Genomic DNA, 13,916 nt, shown 5'->3' with positions numbered 1-13,916 from the left:
GCCACCATCGAGGCCGCCCCTGGTGCCGTAAAACTATCGGCGCTAGTTTGGGCTCGGACGACGAGGCCCGCCCGGAAGGAACCCGATGAAGGCACACGACGGCATGTACATCGACGGCGCCTGGCGAGACGCCGACGGACGGGACACGACCGACGTCGTGAACCCGGCCGACGAGCAGGTCATCGGCCGGGTCCCCGCCGGCACCGCCCTGGATGTCGACACCGCCGTACGGGCCGCCCGCGCCGCCTTGCCGGCCTGGGCCGCCACCCCGCCCGCCGAGCGTGCCGCCCGCCTGGCCGCCCTGCGGGACGTGCTGGTGGCCCGCAAGGACGAGATCGCCGAGACCGTCACCGCCGAGCTGGGCTCACCGCTGAAGTTCTCACAGGCCGTGCACGCCGGCGCCCCCATCGCGGTGGCCGGTTCCTACGCCGAGCTCGCGGCGACGTACGGCTTCGAGGAGAAGGTCGGCAACTCCGTCGTCCACCACGAGCCGATCGGCGTCGTCGGCGCCATCACCCCCTGGAACTACCCGCTCCACCAGATCGTCGCCAAGGTCGCCCCGGCGCTCGCGGCCGGCTGCACCGTCGTGCTGAAGCCCGCCGAGGACACCCCGCTCACCGCCCAGCTCTTCGCCGAGGTGGTGCACGAGGCCGGCGTCCCCGCCGGCGTCTTCAACCTGGTGACCGGCCTCGGACCGGTCGCCGGACAGGCACTCGCCGAGCACCCGGGCGTCGACCTGGTCTCCTTCACCGGCTCCACCGCCGTGGGCCGCCGGATCGGCGCGGCCGCCGGCGCCGCCGTCAAGAGGGTCGCCCTCGAACTCGGCGGCAAGTCAGCCAACGTGATCCTCCCGAGCGCCGACCTCGCCAAGGCCGTGAACGTCGGCGTCGCCAACGTCATGTCCAACTCCGGCCAGACGTGCAGCGCCTGGACCCGCATGCTGGTCCACCGGGACCAATACGACGAGGCCGTGGAGCTGGCCGCCGAGGCCGCCGCCAAGTACGGCGACCGGATCGGCCCCCTCGTCAACGCCAAGCAGCAGGAACGGGTGCGCGGTTACATCCTCGCGGGCGTCGCCGAAGGCGCCCGCCTCGTCGCCGGCGGCCCCGAGGCACCGCGCGAGCGGGGCTACTACGTCAGCCCCACCGTCTTCGCCGACGTCACCGAGGGGATGACGATCGCCCAGGAGGAGATCTTCGGGCCCGTCCTGTCCATCCTCCGCTACGACGACGAGGACGACGCCGTGCGGATCGCCAACGGCACGGTCTACGGCCTCGCAGGCGCGGTCTGGGCCGGCGACGAGGCCGAGGCGGTCGCCTTCGCTCGCCGCATGGACACCGGCCAGGTCGACATCAACGGCGGCCGCTTCAACCCGATGGCCCCCTTCGGCGGCTACAAGCAGTCCGGCGTGGGCCGCGAGCTGGGCCTGCACGGCCTCACCGAGTACCTCCAGACCAAGTCCCTCCAGTTCTAGCCAGGGGAGCAGCCCACGCCATGGCCGTCCGCACCGCTGTCCGCGCCGCCGTCGTACCCGCCACAGGTGCCCCGCTGGAGGTCACCGGGATCGAGTTGCCGGAGCCCGGCCCGGGCCAGGTCCGGGTGAAGCTCGTCGCCGCCGGGGTCTGCCACTCCGACCTCTCCCTGTCCAACGGCACCATGCGCGTGCCGCTCCCCGCCGTCCTCGGTCACGAGGGCGCCGGCACGGTCCTCTCCGTCGGCGAGGGCGTCGCCCACGTCGCACCCGGTGACGACGTCGTCCTCAACTGGGCCCCGTCCTGCGGCGCCTGCCACGCCTGCTCGCTCGGCGAGGTCTGGCTCTGCGCCGACGCCCTGGCCGGCGCCGCGAACACGCACGCCCGCCGCGCCGACGACGGCACCGACCTGCACCCCGGCCTGAACGTCGCCGCGTTCGCCGAGGAGACCGTGGTGGACGCCCGGTGCGTGCTCCCGTGCCCCGACGGCATCCCGCTCACCGACGCCGCGCTGCTGGGCTGCGCCGTCCTGACCGGCTACGGCGCCGTCCACCACTCGGCGCGGGTCCGCGAGGGCGAGACGGTCGCGGTGTTCGGTGTCGGGGGAGTGGGCCTCGCCACCCTCCAGGCGGCCCGCATCGCGGGCGCCTCGAAGATCGTCGCCGTCGACGTGTCCCCGGAGAAGGAGGATCTGGCCCGCGCCGCCGGCGCCACCGACTACCTGATCGCCTCCGACGACACCGCCCGCGAGATCCGCGCCCTCACCGGCAAGCAGGGTGTGGACGTCGCCGTCGAGTGCGTCGGCCGCGCGGTCACCATCCGCACCGCGTGGGAGTCCACCCGGCGCGGCGGACGCACCACGGTCGTCGGCATCGGCGGCAAGGACCAGCAGGTCACCTTCAACGCCCTGGAGATCTTCCACTGGGGCCGCACCCTGTCCGGCTGCGTCTACGGCAACGCCGACCCGGCCCGCGACCTCCCGGTACTGGCCGACCACGTCCGCGCCGGCCGCCTGGACCTCGGCGCCCTGGTGACCGAACGCATCGCCCTGGAGGGCATCCCGGCCGCCTTCGAGAACATGCTGGCGGGCAAGGGCGGGCGGGCGCTGGTCGTCTTCTAGCGCCGGTCCTCCGCATCCTCGCGGCGCGGTTCCGGGGCTTTCGCGTGCCCCGGAACCGCCGCGCGCCGACGGGAGCGCGACACCGCCACGCCGGCCAGGCACAGCGCGCCGCCCGCCAGCGTGAGCAGCCCCGGCACCTCGCCCAGCGCCAGCCACGACATCAGCACGACGAGGGCGGGCACGGCGTACGTGGTCGCCCCCATACGGCCCGCGGTCGTACGGGCCAGGGCGTAGGCCCACGTCGTGAACGCCAGCGCGGTCGGGAACACGCCCAGGTACACCATGTTGAGCGTCGCGGTGACCGGCGCGTCGGCCGCCTCGTGCACCAACCGCCCCAGGAACGGCAGGCAGAGCACCGCCCCGACCAGGCACCCGAACGTCGTCACCTGGAGCGCGCTCGCGTGGCCCAGCGCGGGCTTCTGCGCCACGACGCCACCCGCGTACGCCACGGCCGCCAGCAGGCACAGCACCACCCCGAACAGCGAGGAACCGCCCTCACCGGACATCGACAGGCCCACGGTCACCGCACCGGCGAACGACACCGCCATCCCCGCCAGCAGCCTCGGCGGCAGCGCGTCCCCGAGCAGCCGGGCGCCGAGCAGGGCGATGAGGATCGGCCCGACGTTCACCACCAGGGCGGCCGTACCGGCGTCCACCTGTTGCTCGCCCCAGTTCAGGACCACCATGTAGAAGCCGAACCACAGCAGCCCCGATATCGCGATGCCCCGCCAGGCGGAGCGCGGCGGCAGCCCCTCCCGGCGCACCGCACAGATCACCCCGAGCGTCAACACCCCCGACAGCAGCCGCCCGAGCGCCAGCGCGCCGGGCGAGTACGCCTCGCCGGCACTGCGGATCGAGACGAAGGCGGAGGCCCACAGGACGACGGTGACCGTGGCGGCGCCGGCCGCGCGGAGGTCCGGGCGGCGGGACGGGGCGGTGCTCATCATGCTCCCGAGGCTAGGAAGGAAGGGACGGGACTACCGGCGGATTCCGGACGGGAACCGGCGCCGCTCAGCGCAGCACCACGGGATCGATCCCCAGCAGCCCGGACAGCGCCTCCTCGCCCGCCGCCGTCACCTTCACCGCCCGCTCGGACCCGATGCGCACGCACCAGCCCGAGTCCAGGGCGTGCCGGCACAGCGCCGCGCCCGCGACGCCCGCCAGATGGGGACGGCGTTCGGTCCAGTCGAGGCAGGCGCGGGCCAGGGGGCGGCGACCGGTGGGCTTCAGGGCGATCCCGGCACCGTCGAACCAGTCGAGCCCCGCGTCCGTGAGCGCGAAGCCGGTGTCCTGGCGCAGCAGCCCGCGCCCGGTCAGCGCGTCGGTGACCGCGATCCCGAGGCGCCCGGCGAGATGGTCGTAACAGGTGCGGCCCCGGGCCATCGCCGAACCGGCGCTCGACGCTCGCAAGGTGCGCGGGCGCCGCGCCCGAGGCGCCACCTGGGCGGCCAGGTCCTCCACGAGCTGTGCGACCCGCTCGTCGGCCAGCCGCACGTACCGGTGCCGCCCCTGCCGCTCCTCGGCGAGCAGCCCGCCCGCGACGAGCTTGCCCAGGTGCTCGCTCAACGTCGACGCGGCCACCCCCGCGTGCCGGGCCAGCTCACCGGCGGTCCACGCCCGCCCGTCGAGCAGGGCCAGCAGGCAGGCGGCCCTGGTCTCGTCGGCGATCAGCCCGGCCAGCCGCGCGAGCATCGGCGCTTCGGCGTCCTTGTCGGTCATGCCTCCCAGGATGCGGTACGCACGGTTCGGCCGGCGCCGAAGTGTCCTCACGCGCCCCGCGCCACCTGCGCGTACTGCTGCGCCAGCCCGTCCAGCAGCGCTGTCAGCCCGGTCTCGAACGCCCGCTCGTCGATCTTCTCCTGCTGCTCGGCAAGCAGGTGCGCCTTGCCGAGGTGCGGGTAGTCGGCGGGGTCGTACGCGCTCGCGTCGTCGGGGAAGCCGCGGGCGAAGGAGCCGAGGGCCGAGCCCATGACGAAGTACCGCATCAGGGCGCCGATGGAGGTGGCCTGGGCCGGCGGCCAGCCCGCCTCGACCATCGCGCCGTAGACGGCGTCGGCAAGGTGCAGCGCGGCCGGCCGGCGGCCGGGGCCGTGGGCCAGTACCGGGACGATGTTCGGGTGGTCGCGCAGGGCCGCCCGGTAGGAGACCGCCCAGTCGTGCAGCGCGGTCCGCCAGTCCCGGCCGTCCTCGAACATCGACAGGTCGACCTGCGCGCTCACCGAGTCGGCGACCGCCTCCAGGATCTCGTCCTTGGTGCGGAAGTGGTTGTAGAGCGAGGGGCCGCTGACCCCCAGCTCCGCCGCGAGCCGGCGGGTGGAGACGGCCGCGAGGCCCTCCGCGTCCACCAGCGCGCGGGCCGTCTCGACGATCCGGTCGGTGCTGAGCAGGGGCTTGCGCGGTCGGGCCATGGCGCACATAGTAGGGCTGCGCGCAGAAACTAGCAGTGCTAATTTAAATGTACGGCTTTCAAGATTCTGAAGTCCCTTGAAGTGTCGGCATTCAAGATTCCTTTCCTGTGGGGTGACTCGGCATGAACCTGGAGCTCAGCGAGGAGCAGACCGCCGTACGGCAGCTCGCCCGGGACTTCGTGGAGCGCGAGATCGCCCCGAACGTCGTCGCCTGGGACCGTGCGGAGGAAGTCGACCGGGCCATCGTGAAGAAGCTCGGCGAGGTCGGCTTCCTGGGGCTGACGATCGACGAGGAGTACGGCGGCTCCGGCGGCGACCACCTCGCCTACTGCCTGGTAACGGAGGAGCTGGGCCGGGGCGACAGCTCCGTGCGCGGCATCGTCTCCGTCTCCCTCGGCCTGGTCGCCAAGACCATCGCCGCCTGGGGCGACGAGGAGCAGAAGCGGCGCTGGCTGCCCGGCCTCACCTCCGGCGAGTACGTCGGCTGCTTCGGGCTGACCGAGCCCGGTACGGGGTCGGACGCCGGGAACCTGTCCACCCGCGCGGTGCGCGACGGCGACCATTACGTCATCGACGGCACGAAGATGTTCATCACCAACGGCACCTGGGCCGACGTGGTGCTGCTCTTCGCCCGCTCCACGGACGCCCCCGGCCACAAGGGCGTCTCCGCCTTCCTGGTCCCCACCGGCACTCCCGGCCTGACCCGCCGCACGGTCCACGGCAAGCTCGGGCTGCGCGGCCAGGCCACCGCCGAACTGGTCCTGGAGGACGTCCGGGTCCCCGCCTCCGCGATGCTCGGCTCCGAGGGCAAGGGCTTCTCGGTCGCCATGTCGGCCCTCGCCAAGGGCCGGATGTCGGTCGCGGCGGGCTGCGTCGGCATAGCCCAGGCCGCGCTGGACGCGGCCGTGCGGTACGCGGGGGAGCGCGAGCAGTTCGGGAAGACCATCGCCCACCACCAGCTGGTGCAGGAGCTGATCAGCGACATCGCCCTCGACGTGGACGCGGCCCGGCTGCTGACCTGGCGGGTCGCCGACCTGATCGACCGGGGGCAGCCCTTCACCGTCGAGTCCTCCAAGGCCAAGCTCTTCGCCTCGGAGGCCGCGGTGCGCGCCGCGAACAACGCCCTCCAGGTCTTCGGCGGCTACGGCTACATCGACGAGTACCCGGCCGGCAAGCTGCTGCGCGACGCCCGCGTGATGACCCTCTACGAGGGCACCAGTCAGATCCAGAAGCTGGTCATCGGGCGTGCGCTGACCGGGGTCTCGGCCTTCTGAGGCATGTGCGGCGGCTCCTGAGTACCAGAACTGAGTACGCCGGCGGATGTGGCCCGTGCCACGTCGGCCGACCCTTGTCCCCATGAGTGACACACCGGTCAAGCAGCAGAGCACGACGGCCTTCTACGGGCAGGCCGTGGCCTCGTTCGCGGTGGCGATGATCGCCACCGCCGTCGGCATCTACAACCTCCAAGCCGACGCCTGGGTGCGTGCCTTCCTCGCCGTCGCCGTCCTCTACCTGGTCACCTCGGCCTTCACGCTGGCCAAAATCATCCGCGACCGACAGGAGGCCGGCCAGATCATCAGCCGTGTCGACCAGGCCCGGCTGGACAAGCTCCTCGCCGAGCACGACCCCTTCGAAAAGCTGGGCTGACGTGCCCGCCGGGCGCCGCGCTAAGCGACCGCTCATACTCGACGGTATGGTGGTGCTCCTGTCACCGAGAGGGGCGAACGAGCGATGAGTACGGCGGCCGAGACGACGGGCGGCGACATCGAGCCGTGGGAAGAGGTCACCCCGGACGCGGCCCGGCGGCTCCTGGTCGCCGCCGTGGAGGCCTTCGCGGAGCGCGGTTACCACGCGACCACGACCCGCGACATCGCCGGGCGGGCCGGTATGAGCCCGGCCGCGCTCTACATCCACTACAAGACCAAGGAAGAGCTGCTGCATCGCATCAGCCGCATCGGCCACGACCGGGCGGTCGGCATCCTGCGCACCGCGGCCCAGGGCGAGGGCGGCGCCACCGAGCGGCTCGCCGACGCCGTGAGCTCCTTCGTGCGCTGGCACGCCGGGCGGCGCACGACCGCGCGGGTGGTCCAGTACGAGCTGGACGCGCTCGGCCCCGAAGCCCGCGACGAGATCCTCACGCTTCGCCGGCAGTGCGATGCCGCCGTGCGCGGCATCATCGAGGACGGTGTGGCGACGGGCGAGTTCGACGTGCCGGACGTCAAGGGCACCACCCTGGCGGTGCTGTCGCTCTGCATCGACGTCGCCCGCTGGTTCAACGTGAACGGCCCCCGCACGCCCGACGAGGTCGGCGCGCTCTACGCCGACCTCGTGCTGCGGATGGTGGGAGCCGAACCGGCCGGCTCCGCTCAGAGGTAGTAGCGGGAGACCGACTCGGCGACGCAGACCGGCTTGTCGCCGCCCTCGCGCTCCACGGTGAAGGCGACGGCCACCTGGATGCCGCCCTTGACGTCCTCGACGCCGGTGATCGTCGCCGTGGCGCGCAGGCGCGAGCCGACGGGGACGGGGGAGGGGAAACGGACCTTGTTGGTGCCGTAGTTGACGCCCATCTTCACGCCCTCCACCTTGATCAGCTGCGGCCCGAAGAGCGGGAGCAGCGACAGGGTCAGGTAACCGTGCGCGATGGTGGTGCCGAACGGCCCGGCGGCGGCCTTCTCCGGGTCCACGTGGATCCACTGGTGGTCGCCGGTCGCCTCGGCGAACAGGTCGATCCGCTTCTGGTCGACGTCCAGCCAGTCGGTGTACCCCAGTTGCTCGCCGACCGCCGCCTTCACCTCGTCGGCGGATGTGAAGATCCTCGGCTCTGCCATGTCCCGGCCTCTCTGCTCTCGCACGACTGCGAACGTCTACCTAAGCGACTGCTTAGCATGGTCGCCGGCGGGGCCGCTGTCAACGGACCGGTGGCGCCCACGCGGGTGACGGGGTCGGTAGGGTTCGGGGAGTGCCTCAGATTCCCGAGAAGATTCACGAGCTCACGGTCGGCCAGCTCGCCGCGCGCAGCGGCGCCGCCGTCTCCGCCCTGCACTTCTACGAGTCCAAGGGCCTGATCAGCAGCCGCCGCACCTCGGGCAACCAGCGCCGCTTCAGCCGTGACGCGCTGCGCCGGGTCGCCTTCGTGCGCGCGGCACAGCGCGTCGGCATCCCGCTCGCCACGATCCGCGAGGCGCTCGCCGAGCTGCCGGAGGAGCGCACGCCCACCGAGGAGGACTGGGCCCGCCTCTCCGAGTCCTGGCGCTCGGAACTGGACGAGCGCATCAAGCAGCTGAACCGGCTGCGCGACCACCTCACCGACTGCATCGGCTGCGGCTGCCTGTCCCTGGAGACCTGCGTCCTGTCCAACCCCGACGACGCCTTCGGTGAACGCCTCACCGGCTCCCGCCTGCTGGTGGAACGCCGCGACAACCCGGCCCCCGCGCCCGCGAGCCGCGCCCGCGAACGGGAGGCGGAGTGCTGCAACTGACGCGCGGGCCGGGAGCGGGCGAGAGCGACCGGCCGGCCTGACGACGAGCACGCCTCGACGCTCGGCCGACCTACCCTGCCCGTCACTGCCGCGCGCCGCCGCACCCGTACCGCCGCGCCGACGCCCATTCCGCCGACCCGGCGGCGACCAACTCGGCGTTGGACGCGGCCCGGCGGCCACCGCTTCGGCCGCCGAGTCCGCGATGGCCTGCGGTGAGAGCGGCACGGTGGCACCGTCCGCGCTCCCGCGGGCTCCGTTCACACAGACCGGCACCATTCCCCCACGGTGCCGGTCACCACTGACAACACTCGTCGGCCGCGACCCCGTTCGGGCCGTCGGGGGTGCGGCATCCCCTGCACACCCCCGGGCCGGCTACGCCGACATCAGCAACTGTCCCCGCCGGGCGTCCGCCAGCGCGTCGGGGGTGAGGACGGGCCGCGGAACGAGGATTCCGCAGTCCGTGCAGACGGGGCCCGCCGAGGGCTCGTGGTCGAGGCCGTACTTCCAGACGAGGCGCTCCCCCTTGCAGACCGGGCACACCGACCCCGGCTCACGCTCCAGCGCGGAGATCAGGCGGCGCAGCACCTCGGCCAGCGGCCCGTCCGGGTACACCCGGGGATCGTCGCACCAAGCGACCCCGAAACCGCCCCAGGTCAGCCGGTGCCAGTCGTCCACACTGCCCGGCCTGCGCAGACCGTCGTGCTTCTCCTTCCTGCGCCGCTCGGCGAACTCGACCTCGTAGGCCAGCCACACCGAACGCGCCGCCTCCAGCTCCTCCAGTGCGGCCACGAGCCGCACTGGATCCGGGGAGCGGTCCTCGGGGCCGAAGCCGGCCCGGGCACACAGGTGGTCCCAGGTCGCCCTGTGCCCGTAAGGGGCGAACCGTTCAAGGCACTTGCGCAGCGAATAGCGCCGCAGCGCCAGGTCGCACCGTGGATCGCGGACCTGTCTCGCGAGACTCCGGAAACCGGCCATCGCCCTGCACCTCCGTCACACCTGCACCTGCACTTCGGTCACTTCGGCGTCGTCCAGCGGACGTCGCCGAATAGACGTATCGACAGGCGATTCGGCTCCATCCGAATTTCGATGCCCCTCATAAGCCGGCCCACCCGCTCCTCGAAAAGTGACGCATGTTCATCTTCCAACTCGGGGATACCGGCGGTAACGTCCGGCCCACCCCCGTCGGGAGGAGCTGCCATGCCACGGCGCACCCCACGCAACGCCCTCGACAGACTGAGAACTCCCCGCGGCTTCCACGGGTTCCTGAAGAGCGCATCCGTATGCGTTCTCGTCGCCGGCCTTTTGTCACCGCTTTCCCCGGCGACGGCCGCAGACACGCGGGCCCCCGCCGCAACCACCGCCCAGGCGGCGGCGAGCGACCACTGCGGCGGCCGGTGCTCCGACATCCTGCCGCCCGGCCAGAACGGCAACGCCACCCTCGCCCAGATACTCCTCAACCAGGCGTTCGGCACCCAACCCGCCCACGCCGACGACCAGCTGGGGCCCTACGCGAACCTCGCCACCGGCTACTCCGGCCTCACCAATGACAAGATCAACACCTTCTTCAACGACGCCTCCTTCGGTGTCCCCGATGACCAGGTCGCCTCCACCGTCCGCCCCGCCGGCCGCGACGACGTCACCATCGTCCGCGACAAGAAGACCGGCGTGCCGCACATCACCGGCACCACCCGCTACGGCACCGAGTTCGGCGCCGGCTACGCGGCCGCCCAGGACCGGCTGTGGCTGATGGACCTCTTCCGGCACGTCGGACGCGGCCAGTTGACCCCTTTCGCCGGCGGCGCCCCCGCGAACCAGGGCCTGGAACAGCAGTTCTGGCGCAGCGCCCCCTACACGGAGGCCGAGCTGGAGGCCCAGATCGTCAGCGCCGCCGACGAGGCCGGCGAGCGCGGCGAGCTGGCCCTGGCCGACGTTGACGCCTACGTCGCCGGCGTCAACGCCTACATCGACGCCTCCGACAAGGGCCGCTACTTCCCCGGCGAGTACGTCCTGACCGGCCACAAGGACGCCATCACCAACGCCGGCACCATCGAGCACTTCAAGCGCACCGACCTGATCGCGCTGGCCTCCGTCATCGGCTCCCTCTTCGGCGCGGGCGGCGGAGGCGAGGTCGGCAACGCGCTCTCCCTGCTCGCCGCCCAGGAGAGGTACGGCGTCGCCGAGGGCACGAAGGTCTGGGAGTCCTTCCGCCAGCGCAACGACCCCGAGGCGGTCCTCACCCAGCAGACCGGCAGCTTCCCGTACCTGACCAGGCCCGAGGACCCGCAGGGCCGTGCCCTGCCCGACGCCGGCTCGGTCGAGGCGGAACCACTGGTGTACGACCGCACGGGCAGCGCCGCCGCGTCGAACGCGACCGGTGCCTCCGCCACTGCCGCCGACGCGGCTCTCTCCTCGGCCCGGCGCGGCATGTCCAACGCCCTCGTGGTCAGCGGCGAGCACACCGCGAGCGGTCACCCGGTCGCCGTCTTCGGCCCGCAGACCGGCTACTTCGCGCCCCAGCTCCTCATGCTCCAGGAGATCCAGGGCCCCGGCATCAGCGCCCGCGGCGCCTCCTTCGCGGGTCTGAGCATGTACGTCGAACTCGGCCGCGGCCAGGACTACGCGTGGAGCGCGACCACGTCGGGCCAGGACGTCATCGACACCTACGCCGTCGAGCTGTGCCAGGACGACTACCACTACGTCTACCGCGGCACCTGCACACCGATGGAGAAGGTGGAACGGAAGAACGCCTGGAAGCCCACCGTCGCCGACGGCACGAAGGCCGGCTCCTACACGATGCGGGTCTGGCGCACGAAGTACGGCCCGGTCGAATACCGCGCCACGGTCGGCGGCAAGAAGGTCGCGTACACCTCCCTGCGCTCGTCGTTCCTGCACGAGGCCGATTCGATCATCGGCTTCCAGATGCTGAACGACCCGGAGTACCTGAACGGCCCGGAGCGTTTCCGGAGCGCGGTGCAGCACATCAACTACACCTTCAACTGGTTCTACGCCGACTCCGAGCACACCGCGTATCACAACAGCGGCGACAACCCGGTACGGGCGGACGGCGTCGACGCCGACTTCCCGGTCCGGGCGCGAGCGGCGTACGAGTGGCGCGACTGGGACCCGGCCGATAACACGGCCCGGTACACTCCTGCGGCGGCCCACCCGCAGTCACTGGACCAGGACTACTACGTCTCCTGGAACAACAAGCAGGCCAGGGACTACACCACCGCCCCCTGGGGCAACGGCTCCGTTCACCGCGGCAACCTGCTCGACGACCGCGTGAAGAAGCTGGTCGCCGAGGGCGGTGTCACCCGGGCCGCGCTGGTGAAGGCGATGGCCGAGGCGGGCCTCGCCGACCTGCGGGCCGAGGGCGTCGTGCCCGACCTGCTGAGGGTGATCGAGTCGGCGCCGGTCACCGACCCCGCGGCGAAGACGGCCGTGGACCGGCTCGAGGCGTGGCGGGCGGCGGGCGGCCTGCGCACGGAGACGTCGGCAGGGTCGAAGGAGTACGCCCACTCCGACGCCATCCGCACCCTGGACGCCTGGTGGCCGCTGCTGGTGAAGGCCGAGTTCGAACCCGGCCTCGGCAGCGACCTGTACACCGCCTTCACCCGCAACCTGCCCGTCGACGAGTCCCCGTCCGCCGCCCACGGCCCGACCGGCGCCCACGCCGGCAGTGCCTTCCAGTACGGCTGGTGGAGCTATGTCGACAAGGACATCCGGTCCGTGCTCGGCGATCCCGTCAAGGGGCCGCTGGCACGCGAGTACTGCGGCGGCGGTGACCTCGCCGCCTGCCGGGACACCCTGGTAGCCACCCTGAAGGAGGCGGCGGGCCGGACGGCCGCCCAGGTCTATCCCGGCGACGACAACTGCGCGGCCGGCGACCAGTGGTGCGCCGACTCGGTGATCCACCGCACCCTCGGCGGCATCGAGCACGGCGGCATCAGCTGGCAGAACAGGCCGACCTACCAGCAGGTCGTGGAGTTCACGTCCCACCGGTGACCGGCCGCTCCCACGGTCACCTGTAGAGGAGGTACTGGCGGCGTGTCCCGCGGAACGCCGCCAGTTCCCCCTGCCAGGCGCCCACCACCTCGTCGGTGTCCGCGCCGGCGTCGATCATCGTGCGCACCTGGGTGGAGCCGGTCAGCTTGTCGATCCAGTTGTCCGGCCGCCAGGCGAAGCCGTCCCACGACTGCTTCGCGGTCACCAGGAGCGCGATCCCCGTGCGCACCGGGTCGAAGGCGGCCCGGTCGTGCACGTGGAGCTGTACGCCCCCGACGGTCTTACCCTGGAACTTGGAGAAGGTGGGCGCGAAGTACGCCTCTCTGAAGCGCACGCCCGGCAGGCCGAGCGCTTCGACGGCCGCGGCCCAGCTCCCGTCGATGCCCTCTGCGCCGATCAGTTCGAACGGGCGGGTGGTACCGCGCCCCTCCGACAGGTTCGTGCCCTCGAACAGACACGTCCCCGAGTACACCAGCGCGCACTCCGGCGTCGGCATGTTCGGGCTCGGCGGCACCCAGGGCAGCCCGGAGGCGTCGTAGAACTCCGAACGCTTCCAGCCCGACATCGTCACGGTCTCCAGGGACACCGGCTCGGTCAGGAACTCGCCGTTGAAGAGCCGGGCCAGCTCGGCGACCGTCATGCCGTGGGCCTGCGCGATGGGCTTGCGGCCGACGAAGGTCGCGAACTGCTCGTGCAGGACCGGGCCCAGGGCCGCCCGACCGGTCACCGGGTTGGGCCGGTCCAGGACCACGAACCGCTTCCCGGCGAGCCGGGCCGCCTCCATGCAGTCGAACAGCGTCCAGATGTAGGTGTAGAAGCGCGCGCCCACGTCCTGGATGTCGAAGACGACGGTGTCCACACCCGACGCCGTGAAGACGTCCGCGAGCGGCTGCCCGCTCTTCAGGTACGTGTCGTAGACCGGGAGCCCGGTCGCGGGGTCGTCGTAACGGCCCTCGGAGCCGCCGGCCTGCGCGGTGCCGCGGAAGCCGTGCTCGGGGCCGAAGACGGCGATCAGGTCCACGCGGTCGTCGGCGTGCATCACGTCCACGATGTGGCGCACGTCCCGGGCGATGCCGGTCGGGTTGGTCACGACGCCGACCCGCTGCCCGTCGAGCGGGGCGTAGCCGTCGTCGGCGAGGCGCTCGAAGCCGGTGCGCAGCCGGCGGCCGCCGTGGCCCTCCGGTGCCGCCTGCGCCGTGCCGGTCGCGGCGGCCGTGGTGGTGGCCGCCACCGCGGCCGTGGTGGCGAGCAGGGACCGTCTGGACAGCGTCATGCGGTGACCTCCGTGATCGCGGCGGGTGTCATGCGCACGCACGCTAACCCGCGCCCCGGGCCGTACGGAATGGAGTAGACCGCGGTTCGCCTCTTCCGTCCTACATACCGACTGGTTAGTCTGGCGCTGCAGCAGAGCCCTCCGTGGTGTCGCAGCCGTG

13 protein-coding genes and 1 pseudogene are annotated in these 13,916 nt (G+C 72.2%); 7 read left to right on the top strand and 7 right to left on the bottom strand.

The window, feature by feature from the left end; genetic code table 11:
- Window positions 1–85: 85 nt before the first annotated feature.
- A complete protein-coding gene (locus IE142_RS22640) occupies window positions 86–1,474 on the top strand; it encodes an aldehyde dehydrogenase family protein (RefSeq protein ID WP_191887434.1) in 1,389 nt (462 codons plus the stop codon).
- Between the two features lie 20 nt (window positions 1,475–1,494).
- Window positions 1,495–2,592, top strand: a complete 1,098-nt coding sequence (locus IE142_RS22635) for a Zn-dependent alcohol dehydrogenase (RefSeq protein WP_191887433.1) — start codon at window positions 1,495–1,497, stop codon at window positions 2,590–2,592.
- On the opposite strand, the gene IE142_RS22630 is transcribed toward IE142_RS22635, so the two are convergent.
- The 3 genes from IE142_RS22630 to IE142_RS22620 all read right to left on the bottom strand — a co-directional run bounded on the left by IE142_RS22630 (window position 2,589) and on the right by IE142_RS22620 (window position 5,000).
- Window positions 2,589–3,536: a DMT family transporter gene (locus tag IE142_RS22630; RefSeq protein WP_370466403.1), complete on the bottom strand. Its 948-nt coding sequence runs from the start codon at window positions 3,534–3,536 to the stop codon at window positions 2,589–2,591. The two genes, IE142_RS22635 and IE142_RS22630, sit on opposite strands and share 4 nt — an antisense overlap.
- 67 nt (window positions 3,537–3,603) lie before the next feature.
- A complete protein-coding gene (locus IE142_RS22625; protein ID WP_191887431.1) occupies window positions 3,604–4,311 on the bottom strand; it encodes an ArsR/SmtB family transcription factor in 708 nt (235 codons plus the stop codon).
- A 47-nt stretch (window positions 4,312–4,358) separates the two neighbouring features.
- Complete coding sequence (locus tag IE142_RS22620) at window positions 4,359–5,000, bottom strand: TetR/AcrR family transcriptional regulator (protein WP_191887430.1); 642 nt, start codon at window positions 4,998–5,000, stop codon at window positions 4,359–4,361.
- 122 nt (window positions 5,001–5,122) lie between these two features.
- Between IE142_RS22620 and IE142_RS22615 the strand changes: the two genes are divergently transcribed.
- The 3 genes from IE142_RS22615 to IE142_RS22605 all read left to right on the top strand — a co-directional run bounded on the left by IE142_RS22615 (window position 5,123) and on the right by IE142_RS22605 (window position 7,376).
- A complete protein-coding gene (locus IE142_RS22615) occupies window positions 5,123–6,274 on the top strand; it encodes an acyl-CoA dehydrogenase family protein (protein WP_191887429.1) in 1,152 nt (383 codons plus the stop codon).
- Between the two features lie 82 nt (window positions 6,275–6,356).
- Window positions 6,357–6,647, top strand: coding sequence for a YiaA/YiaB family inner membrane protein (locus IE142_RS22610; RefSeq protein WP_043374733.1), 291 nt, complete (start codon window positions 6,357–6,359; stop codon window positions 6,645–6,647).
- 84 nt (window positions 6,648–6,731) lie between these two features.
- Window positions 6,732–7,376, top strand: coding sequence for a TetR/AcrR family transcriptional regulator (locus tag IE142_RS22605; protein ID WP_043374735.1), 645 nt, complete (start codon window positions 6,732–6,734; stop codon window positions 7,374–7,376).
- On the opposite strand, the gene IE142_RS22600 is transcribed toward IE142_RS22605, so the two are convergent.
- Complete coding sequence (locus IE142_RS22600) at window positions 7,367–7,828, bottom strand: MaoC family dehydratase (RefSeq protein ID WP_107477022.1); 462 nt, start codon at window positions 7,826–7,828, stop codon at window positions 7,367–7,369. The two genes, IE142_RS22605 and IE142_RS22600, sit on opposite strands and share 10 nt — an antisense overlap.
- A 131-nt stretch (window positions 7,829–7,959) precedes the next feature.
- On the opposite strand from IE142_RS22600, the gene soxR reads away from it, so the two are divergent.
- Window positions 7,960–8,478, top strand: coding sequence for a redox-sensitive transcriptional activator SoxR (soxR, locus tag IE142_RS22595; RefSeq protein WP_191887428.1), 519 nt, complete (start codon window positions 7,960–7,962; stop codon window positions 8,476–8,478).
- Between the two features lie 168 nt (window positions 8,479–8,646).
- Here the strand turns inward: soxR and IE142_RS39370 are convergent.
- A pseudogene (locus IE142_RS39370) lies at window positions 8,647–8,754 on the bottom strand (3-keto-5-aminohexanoate cleavage protein); the annotation flags it as partial.
- Window positions 8,755–8,850: 96 nt separating this feature from the next.
- On the bottom strand, window positions 8,851–9,453 hold the full coding sequence (locus IE142_RS22590) for a hypothetical protein (RefSeq protein WP_191887427.1): 603 nt from the start codon (window positions 9,451–9,453) through the stop codon (window positions 8,851–8,853).
- 222 nt (window positions 9,454–9,675) lie between these two features.
- On the opposite strand from IE142_RS22590, the gene IE142_RS22585 reads away from it, so the two are divergent.
- On the top strand, window positions 9,676–12,483 hold the full coding sequence (locus IE142_RS22585) for a penicillin acylase family protein (protein WP_191887426.1): 2,808 nt from the start codon (window positions 9,676–9,678) through the stop codon (window positions 12,481–12,483).
- A gap of 16 nt (window positions 12,484–12,499) precedes the next feature.
- Here the strand turns inward: IE142_RS22585 and IE142_RS22580 are convergent, their stop codons facing one another.
- Entirely contained in the window at window positions 12,500–13,756 is a 1,257-nt protein-coding gene (locus IE142_RS22580; protein WP_191887425.1) for an exo-beta-N-acetylmuramidase NamZ family protein, read from the bottom strand.
- Between the last annotated feature and the right edge of the window lie 160 nt (window positions 13,757–13,916).

The sequence above is a fragment of the Streptomyces mutabilis genome (assembly GCF_014649815.1).
Lineage (GTDB): Bacteria > Actinomycetota > Actinomycetes > Streptomycetales > Streptomycetaceae > Streptomyces > Streptomyces mutabilis.
Note: the sequence above shows the minus strand (reverse complement) of the source record. Positions and strands in the feature narration are given on the sequence as shown.